Origin of the sequence: Metasolibacillus meyeri (assembly GCF_003049505.1) — a bacterium.
Taxonomy (GTDB): domain Bacteria; phylum Bacillota; class Bacilli; order Bacillales_A; family Planococcaceae; genus Metasolibacillus; species Metasolibacillus meyeri.
The window spans coordinates 24,553-42,245 of sequence record NZ_PYWN01000023.1 but is presented as its reverse complement, the minus strand read 5'-3'; the positions used below and the strand labels follow the sequence as shown (position 1 = coordinate 42,245).

The 17,693-nt window shown below is 38.7% G+C and carries 17 protein-coding genes; 8 read left to right on the top strand and 9 right to left on the bottom strand.

Going from position 1 to position 17,693, the window contains the following annotated elements; genetic code table 11:
- Position 1 precedes the first annotated feature (1 nt).
- A complete protein-coding gene (locus C9J34_RS03400; RefSeq protein WP_107838454.1) occupies positions 2-1,078 on the bottom strand; it encodes a sugar ABC transporter substrate-binding protein in 1,077 nt (358 codons plus the stop codon).
- A gap of 507 nt (positions 1,079-1,585) precedes the next feature.
- Between C9J34_RS03400 and C9J34_RS03395 the strand changes: the two genes are divergently transcribed.
- Positions 1,586-2,344, top strand: coding sequence for a hypothetical protein (locus C9J34_RS03395; RefSeq protein ID WP_107838453.1), 759 nt, complete (start codon positions 1,586-1,588; stop codon positions 2,342-2,344).
- Positions 2,345-2,872: 528 nt separating this feature from the next.
- Here C9J34_RS03395 and C9J34_RS03385 read toward each other — a convergent pair.
- The 3 genes from C9J34_RS03385 to C9J34_RS03375 all read right to left on the bottom strand — a co-directional run bounded on the left by C9J34_RS03385 (position 2,873) and on the right by C9J34_RS03375 (position 5,797).
- Complete coding sequence (locus C9J34_RS03385; protein ID WP_107838451.1) at positions 2,873-4,183, bottom strand: FAD-dependent oxidoreductase; 1,311 nt, start codon at positions 4,181-4,183, stop codon at positions 2,873-2,875.
- Positions 4,184-4,233: 50 nt separating this feature from the next.
- Entirely contained in the window at positions 4,234-5,277 is a 1,044-nt protein-coding gene (locus C9J34_RS03380; protein ID WP_107838450.1) for a DUF418 domain-containing protein, read from the bottom strand.
- Between the two features lie 229 nt (positions 5,278-5,506).
- Positions 5,507-5,797, bottom strand: a complete 291-nt coding sequence (locus tag C9J34_RS03375; protein ID WP_107838449.1) for a DUF6509 family protein — start codon at positions 5,795-5,797, stop codon at positions 5,507-5,509.
- A 124-nt stretch (positions 5,798-5,921) separates the two neighbouring features.
- Here C9J34_RS03375 and C9J34_RS03370 point away from each other — a divergent pair, with 124 nt between their 5' ends.
- The 6 genes from C9J34_RS03370 to C9J34_RS03345 all read left to right on the top strand — a co-directional run bounded on the left by C9J34_RS03370 (position 5,922) and on the right by C9J34_RS03345 (position 11,535).
- Positions 5,922-7,100 carry an alanyl-tRNA editing protein gene (locus tag C9J34_RS03370; protein ID WP_107838448.1) on the top strand — a complete coding sequence of 393 codons (1,179 nt, stop codon included), beginning with the start codon at positions 5,922-5,924 and terminating at the stop codon, positions 7,098-7,100.
- Positions 7,097-7,645 (top strand): hypothetical protein, encoded by a 549-nt coding sequence (locus C9J34_RS03365; RefSeq protein WP_107838447.1) that lies wholly within the window; start codon positions 7,097-7,099, stop codon positions 7,643-7,645. Before C9J34_RS03370 ends, C9J34_RS03365 begins: the two co-directional genes overlap by 4 nt.
- Positions 7,638-8,150 (top strand): redoxin domain-containing protein, encoded by a 513-nt coding sequence (locus C9J34_RS03360; protein WP_107838446.1) that lies wholly within the window; start codon positions 7,638-7,640, stop codon positions 8,148-8,150. Before C9J34_RS03365 ends, C9J34_RS03360 begins: the two co-directional genes overlap by 8 nt.
- 367 nt (positions 8,151-8,517) lie before the next feature.
- Complete coding sequence (locus C9J34_RS03355; RefSeq protein WP_107838445.1) at positions 8,518-8,829, top strand: metal-sensitive transcriptional regulator; 312 nt, start codon at positions 8,518-8,520, stop codon at positions 8,827-8,829.
- Positions 8,830-8,843: 14 nt separating this feature from the next.
- A complete protein-coding gene (copZ, locus tag C9J34_RS03350) occupies positions 8,844-9,050 on the top strand; it encodes a copper chaperone CopZ (RefSeq protein ID WP_107838444.1) in 207 nt (68 codons plus the stop codon).
- Between the two features lie 79 nt (positions 9,051-9,129).
- The gene (locus C9J34_RS03345) at positions 9,130-11,535 is read left to right on the top strand and encodes a heavy metal translocating P-type ATPase (RefSeq protein ID WP_107838443.1); all 2,406 of its coding nucleotides are present in this window, start codon (positions 9,130-9,132) and stop codon (positions 11,533-11,535) included.
- A gap of 42 nt (positions 11,536-11,577) precedes the next feature.
- On the opposite strand, the gene nhaC is transcribed toward C9J34_RS03345, so the two are convergent.
- Positions 11,578-13,008 carry a Na+/H+ antiporter NhaC gene (nhaC, locus tag C9J34_RS03340; RefSeq protein ID WP_107838442.1) on the bottom strand — a complete coding sequence of 477 codons (1,431 nt, stop codon included), beginning with the start codon at positions 13,006-13,008 and terminating at the stop codon, positions 11,578-11,580.
- A 267-nt stretch (positions 13,009-13,275) separates the two neighbouring features.
- On the opposite strand from nhaC, the gene C9J34_RS03335 reads away from it, so the two are divergent.
- Positions 13,276-13,746 (top strand): PCYCGC motif-containing (lipo)protein, encoded by a 471-nt coding sequence (locus C9J34_RS03335; RefSeq protein WP_107838441.1) that lies wholly within the window; start codon positions 13,276-13,278, stop codon positions 13,744-13,746.
- Between the two features lie 612 nt (positions 13,747-14,358).
- Here the strand turns inward: C9J34_RS03335 and C9J34_RS03330 are convergent.
- The 4 genes from C9J34_RS03330 to C9J34_RS03315 all read right to left on the bottom strand — a co-directional run bounded on the left by C9J34_RS03330 (position 14,359) and on the right by C9J34_RS03315 (position 17,675).
- Positions 14,359-15,288, bottom strand: coding sequence for a dipeptidase (locus C9J34_RS03330; protein ID WP_107838440.1), 930 nt, complete (start codon positions 15,286-15,288; stop codon positions 14,359-14,361).
- A 54-nt stretch (positions 15,289-15,342) separates the two neighbouring features.
- Positions 15,343-16,107 carry a sulfite exporter TauE/SafE family protein gene (locus C9J34_RS03325; protein ID WP_107838439.1) on the bottom strand — a complete coding sequence of 255 codons (765 nt, stop codon included), beginning with the start codon at positions 16,105-16,107 and terminating at the stop codon, positions 15,343-15,345.
- 85 nt (positions 16,108-16,192) lie between these two features.
- The gene (locus C9J34_RS03320) at positions 16,193-16,420 is read right to left on the bottom strand and encodes a sulfurtransferase TusA family protein (RefSeq protein ID WP_107838438.1); all 228 of its coding nucleotides are present in this window, start codon (positions 16,418-16,420) and stop codon (positions 16,193-16,195) included.
- Between the two features lie 133 nt (positions 16,421-16,553).
- Positions 16,554-17,675, bottom strand: a complete 1,122-nt coding sequence (locus tag C9J34_RS03315; protein ID WP_107838437.1) for an MBL fold metallo-hydrolase — start codon at positions 17,673-17,675, stop codon at positions 16,554-16,556.
- Between the last annotated feature and the right edge of the window lie 18 nt (positions 17,676-17,693).

Genomic DNA, 17,693 nt, shown 5'->3' with positions numbered 1-17,693 from the left:
CTTACTTAGCGTAATGCTCACGTAATGTTTTCATCCAGCTTTCATCAAAATCAGAGGACTCGCCCCATCCATCAATAATGTCTGCCAAATTAAACATTGTCGTCTCATCTTTTAATTCACTTTGCTTAATAAGATTGGCAGCTAAATTATATTCTGTAGGCGTTTCTTCACCCGCTAACTTTTTCGCCATAATACGCATATTCATTTTGCCGATTAATGCAGGGTCTACTGCGGCTGTTGATAGCCATTGACTGCCTTCTTCTTTCATCAAATTAATATCTTGATTCGATACATCAATTGAAATTAATTTAATATCACTACGTTTATTATCTACCAAGGATTTGTATGCTCCTTTAGCTAACTCATCCCAAGAACCCCAAATAGCATCAACTGCTCCTGGTGGGTATTTTGCTAAAATTGCGTTTACTTTTGCTGCAATATCTCCCTGTACATCCTGGAAATTTGTTGGTCCAATTGTTTCCAGTGTCACAATTTCATTATTATCTTCAAATTCCTTATAAATTTCTTGGCGACGATCTAAAGGTGACAGACCACCAAACCATAATTTAATAACTTTTACAGGCTCCTTTTTAAGATCAGCAATTTCTTGTAACGACAATCGAGCTAGCTCATAATCATCTTGGAATGTTGCGGTTACTCCTTCATGGCCTTTACCATCCTTTAACGCAACCGTGTCAAATAACGTTACTTTTATTCCTTTTTCTACAGCCGGCTGAATCATGTCGTAGGAGTAATCCTCTTTACCATGTGAAATAATAATGCCGTCATAGTCTTGCATTGTAATTTGTGCCACTAGCTCTTGGAATTTTGCATCATTGTTTTCCACGATATGCGTATCAACTTTAAAGCCCAAAGATTCGCCCTCTTTACGAGCTCCATCTAAAAATTGCTTTGTATGATCATCAGAAGCTAAATTCCGTAACACAGCAATTTTCACCCCTTGTACCCCTTCTGGCACCCCTTCAATCACTGTATTTTCTTCCGTTTTATCACTACCACACGCAGTTAATGCTACCACCGCCAACATAAGCATCAGAAATATTGTAAGCCTTTTCATTCGAATCCCCCTTAATCTCCCAATTAGTATGATAAATTCCTTTTGCAAGGTTTAAGCTTATAGCAATAATATTATCTGAATATTCGAAAGTCAATCCTAAAGTGTTATTTTTTTTCTTAAAAACGTTATTTTTTATCATAAAATAAGCTTACATGTTAATTCAAACAACATAAAAGGAAGATTTTTTGTTCATAAATTAACAAAAAAGAAACTAGGAAAGAAAAACCTCTCCTAGCTTCCTAAAATAAGCTTTTAAACTGACACACTAACTATAACGCTTCGCAATTTGAACCAATGAGTCCCATACGCCGTTAAAAGGCTCTATTATGCATGTTATACCGACATGAATATGTCGGATACCGACGTAAATTTGTCAGTTGCAATGTCGGAAGTTGCAGTGTTAGACTCGGTTTAACTCGAGTGAATTATTGCTATATCTAGATATTTTTTATATTTTATAGAAATGTATATTATGTGATATAAATAAACTTATAGAGGTGTTAAATAATGTTGAAAAAGCTAGGAGTAACGTCACTATTATGTGGTTCTCTTTTATTATCTAATGTTCCATTTACAAGTGCCGAAAGCGAGAGTATTTCTATTTTAAAAAGAGATTTTAATGAAACTGTTGTAGAATATAATGATCAAGTAATAAATTTAAATTTTGATAATTCCGAAGTTTACAACAAAATTACGGATAATATTATTAAAGATATATTAAATGAGTCAAATGGCAATGGAGATATTACTATTCACGAGATTGGTGATGAAGATGGTAACAACTTGACTCCTTATGTATTAAATCAAGACTTTAGTAATTCTGTTGGAATAAACGAATTAGCTCCCTATTCATTGTTACATGATTACCAACTTACAAAGAAAAAAGATACAATTTATAATACGCCTATGCCCGCAATACAAGTTGAATCTGTAGCTTATGGAGAAACTGTAGTTTTAAGTGAGTCAAGAACTTACACTAACAGCTTTTCTCTAAGTGGTGAGTACGACTCTGGAGCAGGAGCTAAACTAGGAGCAGCAATGAATACAAGTGTAAGTTACACATATGCTAAAAGTAGAACTTTAGATGGACCACCTAAAGGCTACATTACGAAAATTTATTATCACACAAAATATGTTGACTATGGAGATTGGGAAGTAACCAAAATAAACAAAATCTCTGGTCATACAGTCTATCAATCAGGTTCTTATAGAGAACCAACTGATGCAACTACAAAATATATAAACTGGTCCCAAATTTACAAATAGGAATATGGGCTAATACTACAAGTAAAGGCCTTTAGGAACAAAAGGTCTTTGCTTCATTGTTACTTTTTAAATAAAGGAGCTGATAAGTATGACTTCATCTACTGAGGAAAAATTCATTAAAAATTTTCTCTATGTACTTGTAATTGGTATGATAATAGGAATTGGTTTAGGAGTTCTTTTTGTATCCCTCAATCACCAAGAACATTTAAGTGATGGTACACTTCTCACTACAAAAATAAGCTCTCTAGAATATATTGTTAAGATATTAAAAGTTACTTTCATATCTAGTTTCACGTTTGCAATTATTTATTTAATTTATAAACTTTTTCGATAAAATCCGCATTTGAGGCTGAAACATAACTAAATAGCAGCTTTGAAAAGCCGAAGAATGTTTTGTAAACCACAAAGCCGAACTATTAAGGAACACTTCTTAATAGTTCGGCTTTCGATTGGTTAAAATACTTTTGTTCCAGTCTCCTCCCTCATGAGAAACAGCTCTTTTAACTAAAACACACATAAAATAAAATGCTAACTATAACGCTTCGCAATTTGAAGCAATGGGTCCCATACGCCGTTAAAAGGTGGCGAATAAGACAAATCAATATCCAATAACTCAGGCAATGTCATCTCTGCTGCTAATGCTGTTGCAAAAACATCGATACGCTTATCAACACCTGCACCAACTGCCTGCAACCCTAATAGCTTTTGTGTATTCTTTTCCACAACCATACGTAAATAAATAGGTTGTACATCTGGATAATAACCTGCAATATGATTTGCCTTATGTGTATAAACATCATAGGCTAGCCCAAGCTTGTCCGCATCATTTGATGTAATGCCCGTCATCCCAATTGCTAAATCGAAAAATTTTAAAATGGCTGTACCTGCCACACCTTTAAAATGTGCCGTTTTACCAGCCATGTTAAGCCCTGCAATACGCCCTTGCTTATTTGCTGTTGTTCCAAGCGCAACATAATCATATTCGCCCTTTACATAATTAAAATGTGCCACACAATCCCCTGCTGCATAAACATTCGGAATGGAAGTTTGCATATGCTCATCGACAATAATTGCCCCATTTCCCCATTGCTCTAACTTATCTGCAAATGCTGTATTTGGCTTGATACCTGTTGCGACAATGACAAGGTCTGTTGGATAGCTACCTTGCTCTGTTATAACAGCTTCTACTCGTGTTGCTCCCGAAAACCCTGTCACCTGTTCATTCAACAGTACCTCTACACCATGCTTTTGTGCCTCAGCTAGCACATGCTCAGCCAATTGCTCATCAATAAGTGACATAAGCTGTTTACCGCGATGAATTAAGCGCACTTGCAAATTGCGTGACTTCAATGCTTCTACTACTTCGAGCGCAATATAGCCCGCCCCTAATACTGTGACATGACGCGTATCTTGTAAGCTTTCCAGCAATTCATTCATCTGGGGAATGGTTTTCACTGTATGGATATTTGCTAAATGTGCCCCTTCCCAATCAGGCATCGTTGGGCTAGCACCTGTTGCGATCAGCAATTTATCATATGATACTGTAAAAGGCTCAGCTCGATAACGTCCCTTCACAACCTGTGCCTCAAAATCAACCTTCTGCACTTCATGGTGGATACGCGCATCAATACCACGCTTGCGAAACTCTAGTGCAGAGCGTGCAATTAAATGATCTGGGGAAGAAATACGCCCGTCGATTACATATGGTAGCCCGCATTGCCCATATGAATAAATTTCACCACGTTCAAGTGTCGTAATTTCTGCATTATCTACATTGCGTAAAATTTCCATTGCTGCACTCATCCCAGCGGCATCTCCGCCAATAATGACATACTTCATCGCAATCACTCCTTTTACTTCATATTACCTGAATTGCGACGAAATTGTGCCTAAATTGTTTGTGTGCCTGACACTTTTGGTTTTCCTGTCATCCAGCGCCACAATTTTTCCATCGGTCCCATCTTAAAGAACTTGAAATAAATTACGCTAAAGACAATTTGAATAACGAAAATCATTGGTGCAATAACGATAACATCTTTCGCATTGACAACTTCTATACTCATCGCCTTCATAATAGCTAAAGCAATAAAGCTTTGTGCAATATAATTCGTCAACGCCATGCGTCCAACCTTTGCGACAGGCTGACATAACTTCACAGCTATTGGATTTGAGAAAATCCAAAATGCTATTATTAAGTAGCAGTATGTAACTGGTACTGTCCCTAACGTCATAATTTTCATTACTTGTCCGTTATTGGCCTCAGATGCAAACCAAATCCATAGCATGCTTCCTACTGCAAATGGTAGTAACCCAATAAATAGTAGCTTTAAGTGCTTCACTTCTTTTATATTTTGAATCCAGCCTGCCTTTGACACATAAAAACCTGATAAAAACATAATGAATACTAGCATTGAATCATTGCTAAAAATGCTTGTGACAAACGAATCTGTAGCAGGTACAAAAAGTGGTAATGCTGTTGCGATTAAATGTACAGCTATGATCCCTATTAACCAATTACGAATGGTCTTTAAGCTTGCTTTATAAAATGGTAATAACAAAAAGCCAATCACTGCATAAAAAACTAAAATAGATCCCCAGAAAATAAAAATATGCACAATGCCAATTAACAATAATGCGACTAAACGTCGAACAAAGCGCCATCTCGGCTTATCTCCACGCGCCTCAGCACGTGATGCAAAAATATAAAAACCTACCCCAAATAAGAATGAAAACATAGAGAAAAATTTCTTTTCTACAAAAACATTGATTAAGGAATTAATCGTTTTATTTATGCCTGTAAAATCAGGCATTGGCCCCCCTTCAATTAATACTTGATAACCTGCAATATTAATAAATAAAATACCAAACAAGGCAAAGCCTCGAATAATATCGAGCGATTGAATCCTTTCTTTCGGTGTAACAGATGTACTCATCTATAAGCAACTCCCTTTTCACATGATGTTACACTTACTATAAGTTTTCTATCTTACATGTGCTTGATGATAACCTTACAAAAACCTTAAATAATAAAAGGTGTATGAAAGCAGCCTGACGCACCACTTTTCATACACCTCTTGATTCTTTATTGAAATATGAGCCGTTTAGAAAAATGTATGTTTTTTTTACAAACACTACTCTAAAAAGCGCTAACCTTATTACGTTTTATTCCTCTACTGTCAACTGCTCCTTACAAAACGCCAAAATCATTTCTTCCTCTTCATCTTCTAATGCAAAATCTAAATATTCATTCTCTGCCTTGTCGATAATGAAATAGTTTAAAATGCGCACTTCTTCATTATGATGACCAATTAATACGCGTACTTCAATGCCCGCTTCGGAATATAATTCATCTTCCTCATCAATTGCTACGTCTAATAAAAATTCATAGCGCTTGCCTTCAATAATATTTGTCGGGTCTTTAATTTCTTCAATCGAAAATTGTGTAATATTCAAATTGCTCGCTCCCTTTGCGAAAGATATATCGTCTTACTTTAATGATAACGCAAAATCGCTATGCGTCAACTAGATGACAGCATGGAAGTCATATGCCAAAATAGAGGATAAAGGAGATGAGCAAATGAAAGATTTACTCTATTATATCGATTCAACAATCCAAGAATTTTCAACACAACTTTTACATATTGGCAATGACGGGCGTGATTATGTCGTCTTAGCAAATACAGCCTTTTACCCAACAGGTGGTGGACAACCGCACGATACAGGATGGCTGAATGATGTCGAGGTAGTCGATGTCGAAAAAATTGACGGGGAAATTCGTCACTATATAAATGGGGAATTAACTCTAGGTAAGGTAACAGGCAAGCTCAATTGGCAGCGCCGCTTTGATCATATGCAGCAGCATACAGGTCAGCATATTTTAACGGCTGCCTTCGTCGAATTATTCGATTACGCAACGACAAGCTTCCATTTAGGCACAGGCTTTGTGTCAATTGATTTGAACATAGAGGACATATCGGAAGAACAGCTACAACAAGCAGAGACACGTGCCAATGAAATTATTTTAGAAAACCGTCCAATCGAAACAAAATGGCTAACGAAAGACGAACTAGCTGCGTACAATTTGCGAAAAGATGTAGCCGTTGATGAAGATATTCGCCTCGTTATTATTCCAGACTATGATTATAACGGCTGTGGTGGTACACACCCAACATCAACAGGACAAGTAAGCCTCCTAAAAATTATGGCAACGGAAAAAATGAAAAAGCAAATTCGTGTCCATTTTGTTTGTGGTCAGCGTGTTTTACAGGAGCTAGCTATGCGTAAAACCGTGTTAACAGACGTAGCAAGACAACTAAGTGTACCAGAGGAGCAAGCTGCTACAGCTTTGAAAAAAGTAATGGATACTGCAAAAGCTACAGATAAAAACTTAGCTGAGGTACAAGAAGCATTATTACAATACGAGGCACAAGAATTATTAGCAAATGCACAGCAGCATATCGTGAGCGCACATTTCGAAAACCGCCCTATTCAAGATTTGCAAAAGCTTGGGCGCTTTATTACAAAACAAGATGCCGAAGCTATCGCCCTACTCGCTGCGAGTAACGATGACAAATTGCAATTTGTCGCAGCACGGGGAGAAAACGTTACAGTTAGCATGAAACACGTAGCAGCGGCCGTTTTACCTATTATAAATGGCAAAGGTGGCGGCAGTGATGCGCTTGTACAAGGTGGTGGCGAGCAGGCAATCACTGCTTCAGAACTACTAACACATATGGCCCACGCATTGCAACAATGACCTATTTACAATTGTTTGGCGTTTCCATTCCAACTCTTTGGATTGCTATTTTAGCAACCGCTTTTTTATTATCAATCAAACTAGATGATTGGTTTAGCAATGCTCTATTCATCTATATTATTGTTTGGAAGTTTAGCTATATTTTCCGCTGGGAAAGCATATGGGGGTTGCTGTATTTTAATGGTGGCATAAAAGGGCATTGGCTTGGGCTTATCAGCGCAGGCATTTATATGATTTTATTTGCTGCTAAAAAATATCCATCGATCAAAGAGCAAGTCAGTCTCTCCATATTGCTCTATATGTATACGTTTGAAGCCATTTTCAATGTATTGCAGCTTGATTTTCTATTTGCAGCCATCCAAGGGGCGATTGCCTGTCTCATTTTATCACTGCGTAAAAAGCTGACTTGGCAATGGATTTTACTATTTTTCACAATAGAGCTACTAACTTTGTCGCTACAGCATACGTTAACATTAACGAAGCTTTTCACATTCAGTACACTGCTTTTTATTCTTTTTATAATAAAGGAGAGAAAAAATGGGTAAAAAAATACTATCTATCGCTATTATTGCAGCCGCCATCGTTGTCATTGTGTTCAGTGTAGTAAATGCGATGAACAAAAAGGAAAAACGTGAAAATGCAGATCAAGCGGCTGACTTCACACTTGAAACACTTGATGGCACAAATGTTTCTTTATCTGATTATAAAGGGAAAAAAGTCATTTTAAACTTTTGGACGACATGGTGTCCACCATGTAAAGCTGAGATGCCGCATATGCAAAACTTCCACGAAAAGCATGAGGATAGCGATGTTGCATTGCTCGCTGTGAATTTGACAACCTCTGATTCAATACGCGATGTAGAAAATTTTATCGATGGTTACGGACTCACATTCCCTGTTTTACTTGATGTTGATGGCGAGGTGGGAGAGCTGTATGAAATCATCCCTATCCCAACAACTTATTTCCTTGATGAAGAAGGCAATATCATGGAAAAATTCATCGGTACTTTAGATGAAGAAATGATTGAAAATATTCTTGATTCTTATTAACAACATGACAAACCCGCTGAGAAATCGGCGGGTTTTCTCAATTTATCGACGAAATTTGAAATATATCTGCGCCTTTCTTAATCAATAATAGAGAAAAATGATTAAATCAGCGGTGGAAATGGCTCAATTAAAGAGTGACGCAGTAACTTTAAATTGTATCTGTGGATTCACCAATATCTCTACGACTTTTGGCTGTTTATGATCACTTTTAGCTCTACTATGAGCGATTCTGCCCTACTTATGATCACTTTTCTTCCCGCTATGAGCGATTACTCGATATTATCAGTGATGCTTCTCGAAGATCCTCTTCATTGACATACCCTACATAGGTATGGTAAATTAAATTCAAAGATTGGAGGCGAGCATAATGGAGCATACTGTTGACGACACTACTGCTTGTCGAAAAAGTCATCACCCTGAGTCGGTAAAAAAAGATATGACGACGCGCCTGAACCGCATTGAAGGTCAAATTCGTGGCATTAAAGGCATGATTGAAAAGGATGTCTACTGTGATGATGTCATTACACAATTAGCAGCAACTCAATCTGCCCTCAATAGCGTTGCCAAAATTTTACTTGAAGGGCATTTAAAAGGCTGTGTCGTAGATCGCTTATCAGATGGCGATGATGCAGTGATTGATGAATTAGTTGTAACCATCCATAAATTAATGAAAAAATAAGGAGCGGATTATTTATGCAAAATGTAACATTAAATGTACAAGGTATGTCATGTGGTCATTGTGTGAAAGCTGTAGAAGGAAGCGTTGGTGAGCTTACAGGTGTTGAACAAGTAACAGTAAATCTAGAGGCAGCAACAGTAGCTGTCGCTTTTGATGAAGCACAAGTAACTGTTGAAAAAATTAAAGAAACAATCGACGACCAAGGCTACGACGTTAAGTAAAATCAAGTAGAGTGCTTCTCAGAAGCGCTCTCTTCTTTACAAAAATATATACCCCTATATAGTATGTGAGGTGAGCAAAATGGCAACAACAAAGGAAACGACATTACAAATTACTGGGATGACCTGTGCCGCCTGCTCGGCACGTATCGAAAAAGTTTTAAATAAAATGGACGGTGTAGAGGAAGCAACCGTCAATTTAGCACTTGAAAAATCGGCAATCAAATATGATGCGGATAAAGTTAATATCGCTGATTTAGAAAAGAAAATCGAAGCACTTGGCTATGGTACAGTGAAGGAAAAAGCTGAGCTTAATATTACTGGCATGACTTGCGCTGCCTGTGCAACACGCATTGAAAAAGGCCTAAATAAATTAGATGGTGTGACAACAGCCAATGTCAACTTAGCTTTGGAAAGAGCGACAATCGAATTTAACCCTGCTGAAATTGCGGTAGCAGATATGATTGCACGCGTCGAAAAGCTCGGCTATGGCGCAGCACAGCCTTTGGTGCAAGAAGCAACAGACCATCGCCAGCAAGCGATTCAAAAGCAAACACGTAAATTTATCGCAGCTGCAATTTTTGCACTACCACTACTTTGGACGATGGTTGGACATTTCTCTTTTACATCGTTTTTATATGTACCTGACTTCTTAATGAACCCGTGGGTGCAAATGGCACTCGCAACACCTGTGCAATTTATTATTGGCTGGCAGTTTTATGTGAGTGCTTATAAAGCATTACGTAATGGTAGTGCCAATATGGATGTACTCGTTGCAATGGGCACATCTGCTGCTTATTTTTACAGCGTATATCAAGCCATTTTACACGGCAATTCACACCATGCACACCTCTACTTTGAAACGAGCGCTGTATTAATTACATTAATCTTATTAGGGAAATTATTTGAGGCAAAAGCGAAAGGTCGCTCGTCTGAGGCAATCAAAAAATTAATGGGGCTACAAGCGAAAACAGCTTTAGTCGTACGTGATGGCATTGAAAAGGAAATTCCACTAGAGGAAGTAATTATTGGCGATATTATTTTAGTAAAGCCAGGAGAAAAAATTCCCGTTGATGGCGAAGTGATGGAAGGTAACACAGCTGTAGATGAATCCATGCTTACAGGCGAAAGTTTACCTGTCGATAAAAAAGTTGGCGATTTACTATTCGGTGCGACTGTCAATAATAACGGCTTTATTCGCATGAAGGCAACGAAGGTTGGACGCGACACAGCACTTGCCCAAATTATTAAAGTCGTGGAAGATGCACAAGGCTCTAAAGCGCCAATCCAACGACTTGCCGATAAAATTTCAGGTGTTTTCGTGCCAATCGTTGTCGCAATCGCCGTGTTAGCCTTTATCGTTTGGCTTGTCTGGGTGCAGCCAGGTGAATTCACACCAGCCCTTGAAGTTTTCATTACTATTCTCGTTATCGCCTGTCCTTGTGCGCTAGGCTTAGCAACACCGACATCCATTATGGCAGGCTCTGGGCGTGCAGCGGAATTCGGTATTTTATTTAAAGGTGGCGAGCATTTAGAGCAAACGGGTCATATTAATACGGTCGTTGTTGATAAAACAGGCACTGTCACACATGGTAAACCCGTCTTAACAGATGTGCTATTAGCTAATGGCACAGATGAAAAAACTGTTTTATCGTTAGTTGGTGCTGCTGAAAAGCAATCTGAGCATCCATTAGCACAAGCTATTGTGCAAGGAATTGAAGAGCGTAACATCACATTAGGGGATGTACAATATTTCGAAGCAATTCCCGGCTATGGTGTGCAAGCGACTGTTTCAGGGCAAGCGGTTGTCATCGGTACACGCAAATTAATGGCACAGTACAATATTGATATCACAAATGTTTTATCCTCCATGGAAACATTAGAGGAAAGCGGCAAAACAGCGATGCTTGTCGCAATAAATGGACAATATGCCGGACTTGTTGCTGTTGCGGATACTGTGAAGGAAACATCGAAAGATGCAGTTGAACGCCTTCAAGCAATGGGCATCGAAGTCATTATGATGACAGGTGATAATAAGCGCACCGCGCAAGCAATCGGCACAGAAGTAGGCGTTAACAAAGTCATTGCGGAAGTGCTTCCAGAAGGAAAAGCAGATGAAGTGAAAAAACTACAAGCAATGGGCAAGAAAGTCGCGATGGTTGGTGATGGCATTAACGATGCTCCTGCCCTAGTGACAGCCGATATTGGTATGGCTATCGGAACAGGTACAGATATTGCGATGGAGGCAGCTGATATTACATTAATTCGTGGTGATTTGAACGGCATTGCTGACGCCATTTTAATGAGCCGCAAAACGATGCGTAATATTAAGCAAAACCTATTTTGGGCATTTGCCTACAACACTTTAGGTATTCCAATTGCAGCAATCGGTCTTTTAGCGCCTTGGGTGGCTGGTGCTGCCATGGCATTTAGCTCTGTGTCTGTTGTGCTCAATGCACTCAGATTACAGCGTGTGAAATTGCATTAAAAAAATCTGCCTAGCATTCAAATGCCGGGCAGATTTTTTATTTTAAACCGTGACTTCCTGCTCCTCTTTCTTTCTGCGTTGCTCTGCCGCAGCTATTTCTTCAGGCGTCATTTTAACAATCGCGAAGCCTACATAAGCATAAATAATCGAAATAATTGGGACAAGGAAGTTTAAAATAGCGTATGGTGCGTATTCCATTGCGCCTACACCTAATGTTGCTAAAATGAATACACCACAAGTATTCCATGGGAAGAACACAGATGTTAATGTCCCTCCATCCTCTAAAGCACGTGACAGGTTTTTAGAATGCAAGCCGCGCTTTTCGTACGCTTCTGCGAACATACGTGAAGGTACAACAATTGAAATATATTGCTCTGAACATGTCGCATTTGTCGTAATACACGCCGCAATCGTCGATGCAATTAAGCTACCTGTAGATTTCGCCATTTTTATAATGACATTCATCAAGGCTTTTAACATACCTGAATACTCTAAAACCCCACCGAATGTCATCGCTACAATCGTCATTGAAACCGTATACATCATAGAATCTAAACCACCACGATTAAACAGCTCGTCCACCATTTCATTACCTGTTGCAATAACAAATCCTTCTTGCAATGCCGCAACTGCCTCTGCTGTTGTTCCACCTTGCACAAAAATTTGCAATAAGAAGCCTGATATAATCCCTGCAACTAACGCCGGAATCGCAGGTACTTTAACTGCGACAAGCACGATAACTCCTATTGGCACAAGAAGCAACCAGGGAGAAATAACAAAGCTTTCTTCTATCACTGTAAGCGTTGTCAAAATTTCCTCTGACTTCATCGAAATATCCGCAAAGCTACGTCCCATAATACCAAATACGATGAATGCAATAGTTAAAGCTGGAATCGTTGTATAAAGCATATGTTTAATATGCTCAAATAAATCTGTTCCTGTTAAGCCAGCTGCTAAGTTTGTCGTATCTGATAATGGCGACATCTTATCACCAAAATAAGAACCTGAAATAACTGCACCAGCAATCATTGCTGCTGGAATCCCCATGCTCAAGCCAATCCCCATGCCTGCAACACCAATCGTTGCCATCGTTGACCAAGAACTACCAATTGCTAACGATACGATTGCACATAATAGCATAATCGTTACTAAAAACCATGCAGGCGAAATAAGCTTTAAACCGTAATAAATCATCGTCGCAACTACACCGCCACCGATCCATGCGCCAATAACTAACCCTACTAATATAATGATGACAATTGCTGGTAATGCAAGGCGTATCCCTTTATACATCATCCCCTCAATTTCATTCCATTTGAAGCCATGCATTTTAGCTACAATTGCAGCTGTAATTGTTCCGATAATTAATGGTACATGTGGTCCTTGGTCAAGCTTTACAATCGTAATAACCATCGCAGTAATCATAATCACAAAAGTAAGCACTGCCCACCATGCGTTTATTTCCTTTTTCATCAAAATAACCCCTTTACATCTAAGCTATTTCTCAGCTTAATGTTTAAAAAAACGAAAATCAACGCAAAAAATTTTTACACCTCTAAGAACTTCTCCTTATTTTAGCAGTGAAAAAGCGTTTTCAAGTAGCTTCTATAGGGCTCACTATTTAAAAAAATTATTATAATTCGCTAGGTTGAATGATTCATTATGAGATTGTCATGAATTATTCAATAAATACCATACCCCCCTATGCTATAATTTTATTAAAATAAGGAGGCAATCGATATGAAAAAACTACGACTTAGTTTAGTAGCCATTGTTTTACTTTTGGCTGCATGCAGCTCGAAAGAAGAGGCACATGATGGTCATGCACATAGTAATGGAGATATTCAAGAGGAAACAGCAAGTGCTGAAATACTGCCATCTTTTTTAGATGAACAACCTGAGAATATTCGTTTAACCTATCAAATTGCAGGGCAAGCAACAGAGCTATTAGAATGGATTCCTTGTTATTGTGGCTGTGGCGAATCTGCAGGACATCGCAACAATTTAAATTGCTTTATACAAGAAGTCAAAGAGGATGGAGCTGTCGTTTGGGATGACCATGGCACACGCTGTATTGCATGCTTAGAAATCGCCTTACAATCAGCCAAAATGTATAAAGACGGGATGGAGCTAAAAGAAATTCGCGAAACGATTGACGAAATGTATAAGGAAGGCTATGCAAAGCCAACAGACACACCATTTCCAGCATAATGACACTTACAGCTTTTCGAACAAACTCGAAAAGCTTTTTTACTATATTAAAAAACGGGAAATTCGAATGAATTACATATCAAAATATTACCAACTGGCAATATAGATGTACACGTTCCCTTATTTCAACTAGAGAAAGAAATATATCATTGTTGATGGTAAACCAAAGTGGGCGCTTATATCCTATAAAGCTTTAGAACCTAATGAAAGTTACTTCACTTACTCACCTTAAATTTTGAACAAAAACGTTGAATCCAGCATTTTCAATTTTTCAATGAATACAAGCAATTTTCTAAATAGATTTGTGCGAAAGCGTAGCAGCAGCAACCACATGTCAATAAAGTGAAACTATCAATCGGTTTTTTACAGGCTGTTGATTCCCCTTTCGTTTTCACTCACTATTTTGACGCGGGGTGTTAATATGGCATAAAACGGCCAACAGTAGTCTGAAAAATGCTACGATAGAGAGGGTATCTATCGCAGCAGAAAAACACCATAATTATTTGTGATTTATCTACTCTGATAGATATAAAAAGCCGATTTATACTAAGATTTTTGCTATACATTGATTTTTTTAGTACCCTCTGCGCTAGACTACCATTCAGATAACTTTTACAACTGCTTTGGTAAGTGATTTAAAAAGTTTTGTCCTGCAAAGCCACGCACTGCATCCTCTGAATAATACTTTAATAACTCATTCAATAAATTGGAGTGCTGGCTAGCGTTTTCTAACTGCTGAACCTTTTGATCAATGCCATCAAAATCAGAACCTAAGCCAATCAAGTGTTGACCACCTAGTGCACAAATATGATCAATATGCTTAATTAAATCTGCAATTATCGCCTCTCCTTGCTCAACAATAAACATAGGACAATATACGATATGAATCGGTGCATTTTTTTCTACCATTGCTTTTATTTGCGCATCGCTTAAATTTCTAGGATGTGCGCATAGTGTCTTCGCATTGGAATGTGAGGCAATCACATAATCCGCAAGCTCAAGCGTATCCCAAAAACTCTTCTCACTTAAATGTGAAACGTCCGTAAATATTTGATGTGCATTATTCAGCTGAATAATTTCACGACCGAATGCCTTGACACCTTGCTTCGTATCCTCCTGCACACCATCGGCTGCTTCATTGGCATTATTCCACGTTAGCCCAATGCTCAACACGCCAAACTCTCTGAATAAATGCCACATTTTAATATCACCTTCAAAGAAATCGACGCCTTCAATCGTAAGGATTGCCCCAATTTCATCATCCTGAAGTTGCTCAATATCTGACCAATTTTTAATATGTACTACTTTATTTTCTGGTCGTACAACATGCGTTTTAAAATAATAAATTTGGTGCAATGCAGATTTTATTTTTTCTGCTTTTGGTACAGTAGGATGAATAAAAATCGCAAATGCCTGCACTTTTACATTGCCTTGTCTTAGGTTTTGTAAATTCACATCGAACGGCGCATTTAAGAAATCAAATTCCTTCTTCTCATATTTATAAAGCACATCGCAATGTAAATCAATAATCGGTAATAACATCAAACAATCCCCCTTCATATACATTATGCCGTACATGAAAGAGGATTGCTATTTTCACATATCTATCCAAATTTTAATCGCTGTTGTTAAAATCAGCAGTGCCAATATCATTTGTAAAGCCTTCGTATTCAATGTTTTGCCTACTTTTGCACCTAAAGGAGCTGCAATAATACTGGCGATAACCATAATCGTAGCTGCCGCATAATCCACTTGTCCTGTGATGAGCTTGCCGATACTGCCTCCAATCGATGAAATAAATGTAATCGCGAGACTTGTTGCAATGGTCATGCGCGTTGGAATCTTTAGTACAACGAGCAAAATTGGCACAAGTAAAAATCCGCCCGCAGCACCAACAATGCCTGATCCTATCCCTACAATGAATGCAAGTATGGCAGCCAGCGGTTTATGAAAAGTTACTTGCTCTAACGGCTTATCATCTAACTGTCTTTTCGGTACAAACATCATAGCAGCTGCAATTGTCGCCAGTATACCATAAACGATATTTACACTTCCCTCAGACAAACTAGATGAGCCAAAACTACCAACGAAGCTTCCTACTAAAATCGCACTCCCCATCGTTATAATCAGCGATTTATTTAAATAACCGCCTTTGCGATATGCCCACACCCCCGCAATGGAAGCAAAAAACACTTGTACCGCACTAATACCCGATACTTCATGTGCTGTAAAAGTTGCCAAGCCAAATAATGACGGTATGTACAGGAGCATCGGATATTTAATAATCGAACCACCAACGCCAAGCATACCAGAAATAAATGAACCGATAAATCCTATCGCAAACAATACGATAATAAACATGAGGATTCCTTCCTTCTGTTTGAAAAAAGGAGGCGGTTATTTCTCATGACTACTATGTCATCTTAGAAACTGCCTCCACTATTTTCTACACCTTTTTTATACGGAATATCAGCACATCAGCCTCTTCTGTTTGCTCGACTATTTCATGCCCTCCAGCACTTGTCCACGCTGGGATATCTGCTAATGCTCCTTTATCCGTTACATGTACCTCTAAAATATCTCCTGCTGTGAGTGCATCCATCGCTTTTTTTGTGCGCACAATCGGCATCGGGCAAGCTAAACCCTTTGCATCTAAAATCTTTATATTTTCCATCCTTATTTCCTCCTTTATTTGGGCATCCACGTTTCTTGTGGGCGAATTTGAGTGTCTTGCGGGCGAATTTCACTGTTTAATGAGCGAATTCGGGTATCTTGCGGGCGAATCATTACCTTCGACCTAGACACCTTTATCTCACCGCACAGCGGTTTGGCCCAATTTCCATCTCCGTTTGCTCATCAGCATTAGGCTTCAATTTGCCCATATTCACTTGACGGATTTGCTTATACGCATTCGGCTGTGGCGGTAAGTTATCCGTCACCGTGGTACGGAATTCAGCTGTATCTTCAATATTCAAACCGTGATTTTCTGCAAATAAATCCCCTAAACGCTTCGCTACAGAGCCATCTACATTTAACTCATCTACAATCATAAAATGTGCAGGTAATACGACTAGCTCATCAAGCAGCTCTCGATAACGCTCATACAATGTCGTGCGCAAATCACCCACCCAATCCTCTGCCAATCCTGCCAAATCAGGACGACCAATCGAATCAATAAATAAAATATCGCCTGTTAATAAGTAGCCATCATCTATAACAAATGATGTGGAACCAATCGTATGCCCTGGCGAGTATAATGCCTCAATAGCTACTGAGCCAATTTGTACCTTCAGCCCATCCATCAAATCCTCAAAATCAAAAACCACTTCCTCAGCATCCTTTGGAGGTAAATAATACGTAGCCCCTGTCATCATGGCAATTTGTCGTCCACCTGAAATATGGTCAGCATGCAAATGCGTATCAAAGACATGCGTAATTTTCACATTTTTCTCCTTAGCAAAATCCACAAATATATCTGTAAAGCGTACTGCATCAATCACAGCAGCCTCTCCATCCGCTAGCATCATATAAGATAAGCAGCCTTTGCCTAAACGCACAAATTGATAAAGCTCGCCACCACCTGTTAAATCTCCTACTTTGATTGGCTCAATATGCATGCTCCAAGATTTCATCCCGCCTTCTAAATAAGCAACTTCATGTCCCGCTTCCTCTAGCATTTGAGCAATCATAATTGATGAGCCTTCCTTCGCACATACGACTAAGAGCTCTCGGTCTGTTGGAATCTGTGGTAAGATCTCCTCCACTCCATCTAGCAGCTCAAAATAAGGCCTATTTAAATAAGCAATTTGCTTGCCTTCAATTTTCCAATCCTCAAATGCCTCTTTGTTGCGTACATCTAAAATAAATACGTTCTCATTATCAATAACCTTTCGTGCAACTTGCGCCGCTGTCCATGCTTTTACCATCATCAATTACCCCCACAGGTA

Coding starts and splice junctions, on each gene's coding strand:
- copZ (WP_107838444.1), top strand. CDS start 8,844: ATGCAAAATGTAACATTAAATGTACAAGGTATGTCATGTGGTCATTGT.
- C9J34_RS03380 (WP_107838450.1), bottom strand. CDS start 5,277: ATGAGTACATCTGTTACACCGAAAGAAAGGATTCAATCGCTCGATATT.
- C9J34_RS03395 (WP_107838453.1), top strand. CDS start 1,586: ATGTTGAAAAAGCTAGGAGTAACGTCACTATTATGTGGTTCTCTTTTA.
- C9J34_RS03320 (WP_107838438.1), bottom strand. CDS start 16,420: ATGGAAAATATAAAGATTTTAGATGCAAAGGGTTTAGCTTGCCCGATG.
- nhaC (WP_107838442.1), bottom strand. CDS start 13,008: ATGAAAAAGGAAATAAACGCATGGTGGGCAGTGCTTACTTTTGTGATT.
- C9J34_RS03365 (WP_107838447.1), top strand. CDS start 7,097: ATGACCTATTTACAATTGTTTGGCGTTTCCATTCCAACTCTTTGGATT.
- C9J34_RS03330 (WP_107838440.1), bottom strand. CDS start 15,288: ATGTTATTACCGATTATTGATTTACATTGCGATGTGCTTTATAAATAT.
- C9J34_RS03325 (WP_107838439.1), bottom strand. CDS start 16,107: ATGTTTATTATCGTATTGTTTGCGATAGGATTTATCGGTTCATTTATT.
- C9J34_RS03400 (WP_107838454.1), bottom strand. CDS start 1,078: ATGAAAAGGCTTACAATATTTCTGATGCTTATGTTGGCGGTGGTAGCA.
- C9J34_RS03360 (WP_107838446.1), top strand. CDS start 7,638: ATGGGTAAAAAAATACTATCTATCGCTATTATTGCAGCCGCCATCGTT.
- C9J34_RS03355 (WP_107838445.1), top strand. CDS start 8,518: ATGGAGCATACTGTTGACGACACTACTGCTTGTCGAAAAAGTCATCAC.
- C9J34_RS03370 (WP_107838448.1), top strand. CDS start 5,922: ATGAAAGATTTACTCTATTATATCGATTCAACAATCCAAGAATTTTCA.
- C9J34_RS03335 (WP_107838441.1), top strand. CDS start 13,276: ATGAAAAAACTACGACTTAGTTTAGTAGCCATTGTTTTACTTTTGGCT.
- C9J34_RS03315 (WP_107838437.1), bottom strand. CDS start 17,675: ATGATGGTAAAAGCATGGACAGCGGCGCAAGTTGCACGAAAGGTTATT.
- C9J34_RS03345 (WP_107838443.1), top strand. CDS start 9,130: ATGGCAACAACAAAGGAAACGACATTACAAATTACTGGGATGACCTGT.
- C9J34_RS03385 (WP_107838451.1), bottom strand. CDS start 4,183: ATGAAGTATGTCATTATTGGCGGAGATGCCGCTGGGATGAGTGCAGCA.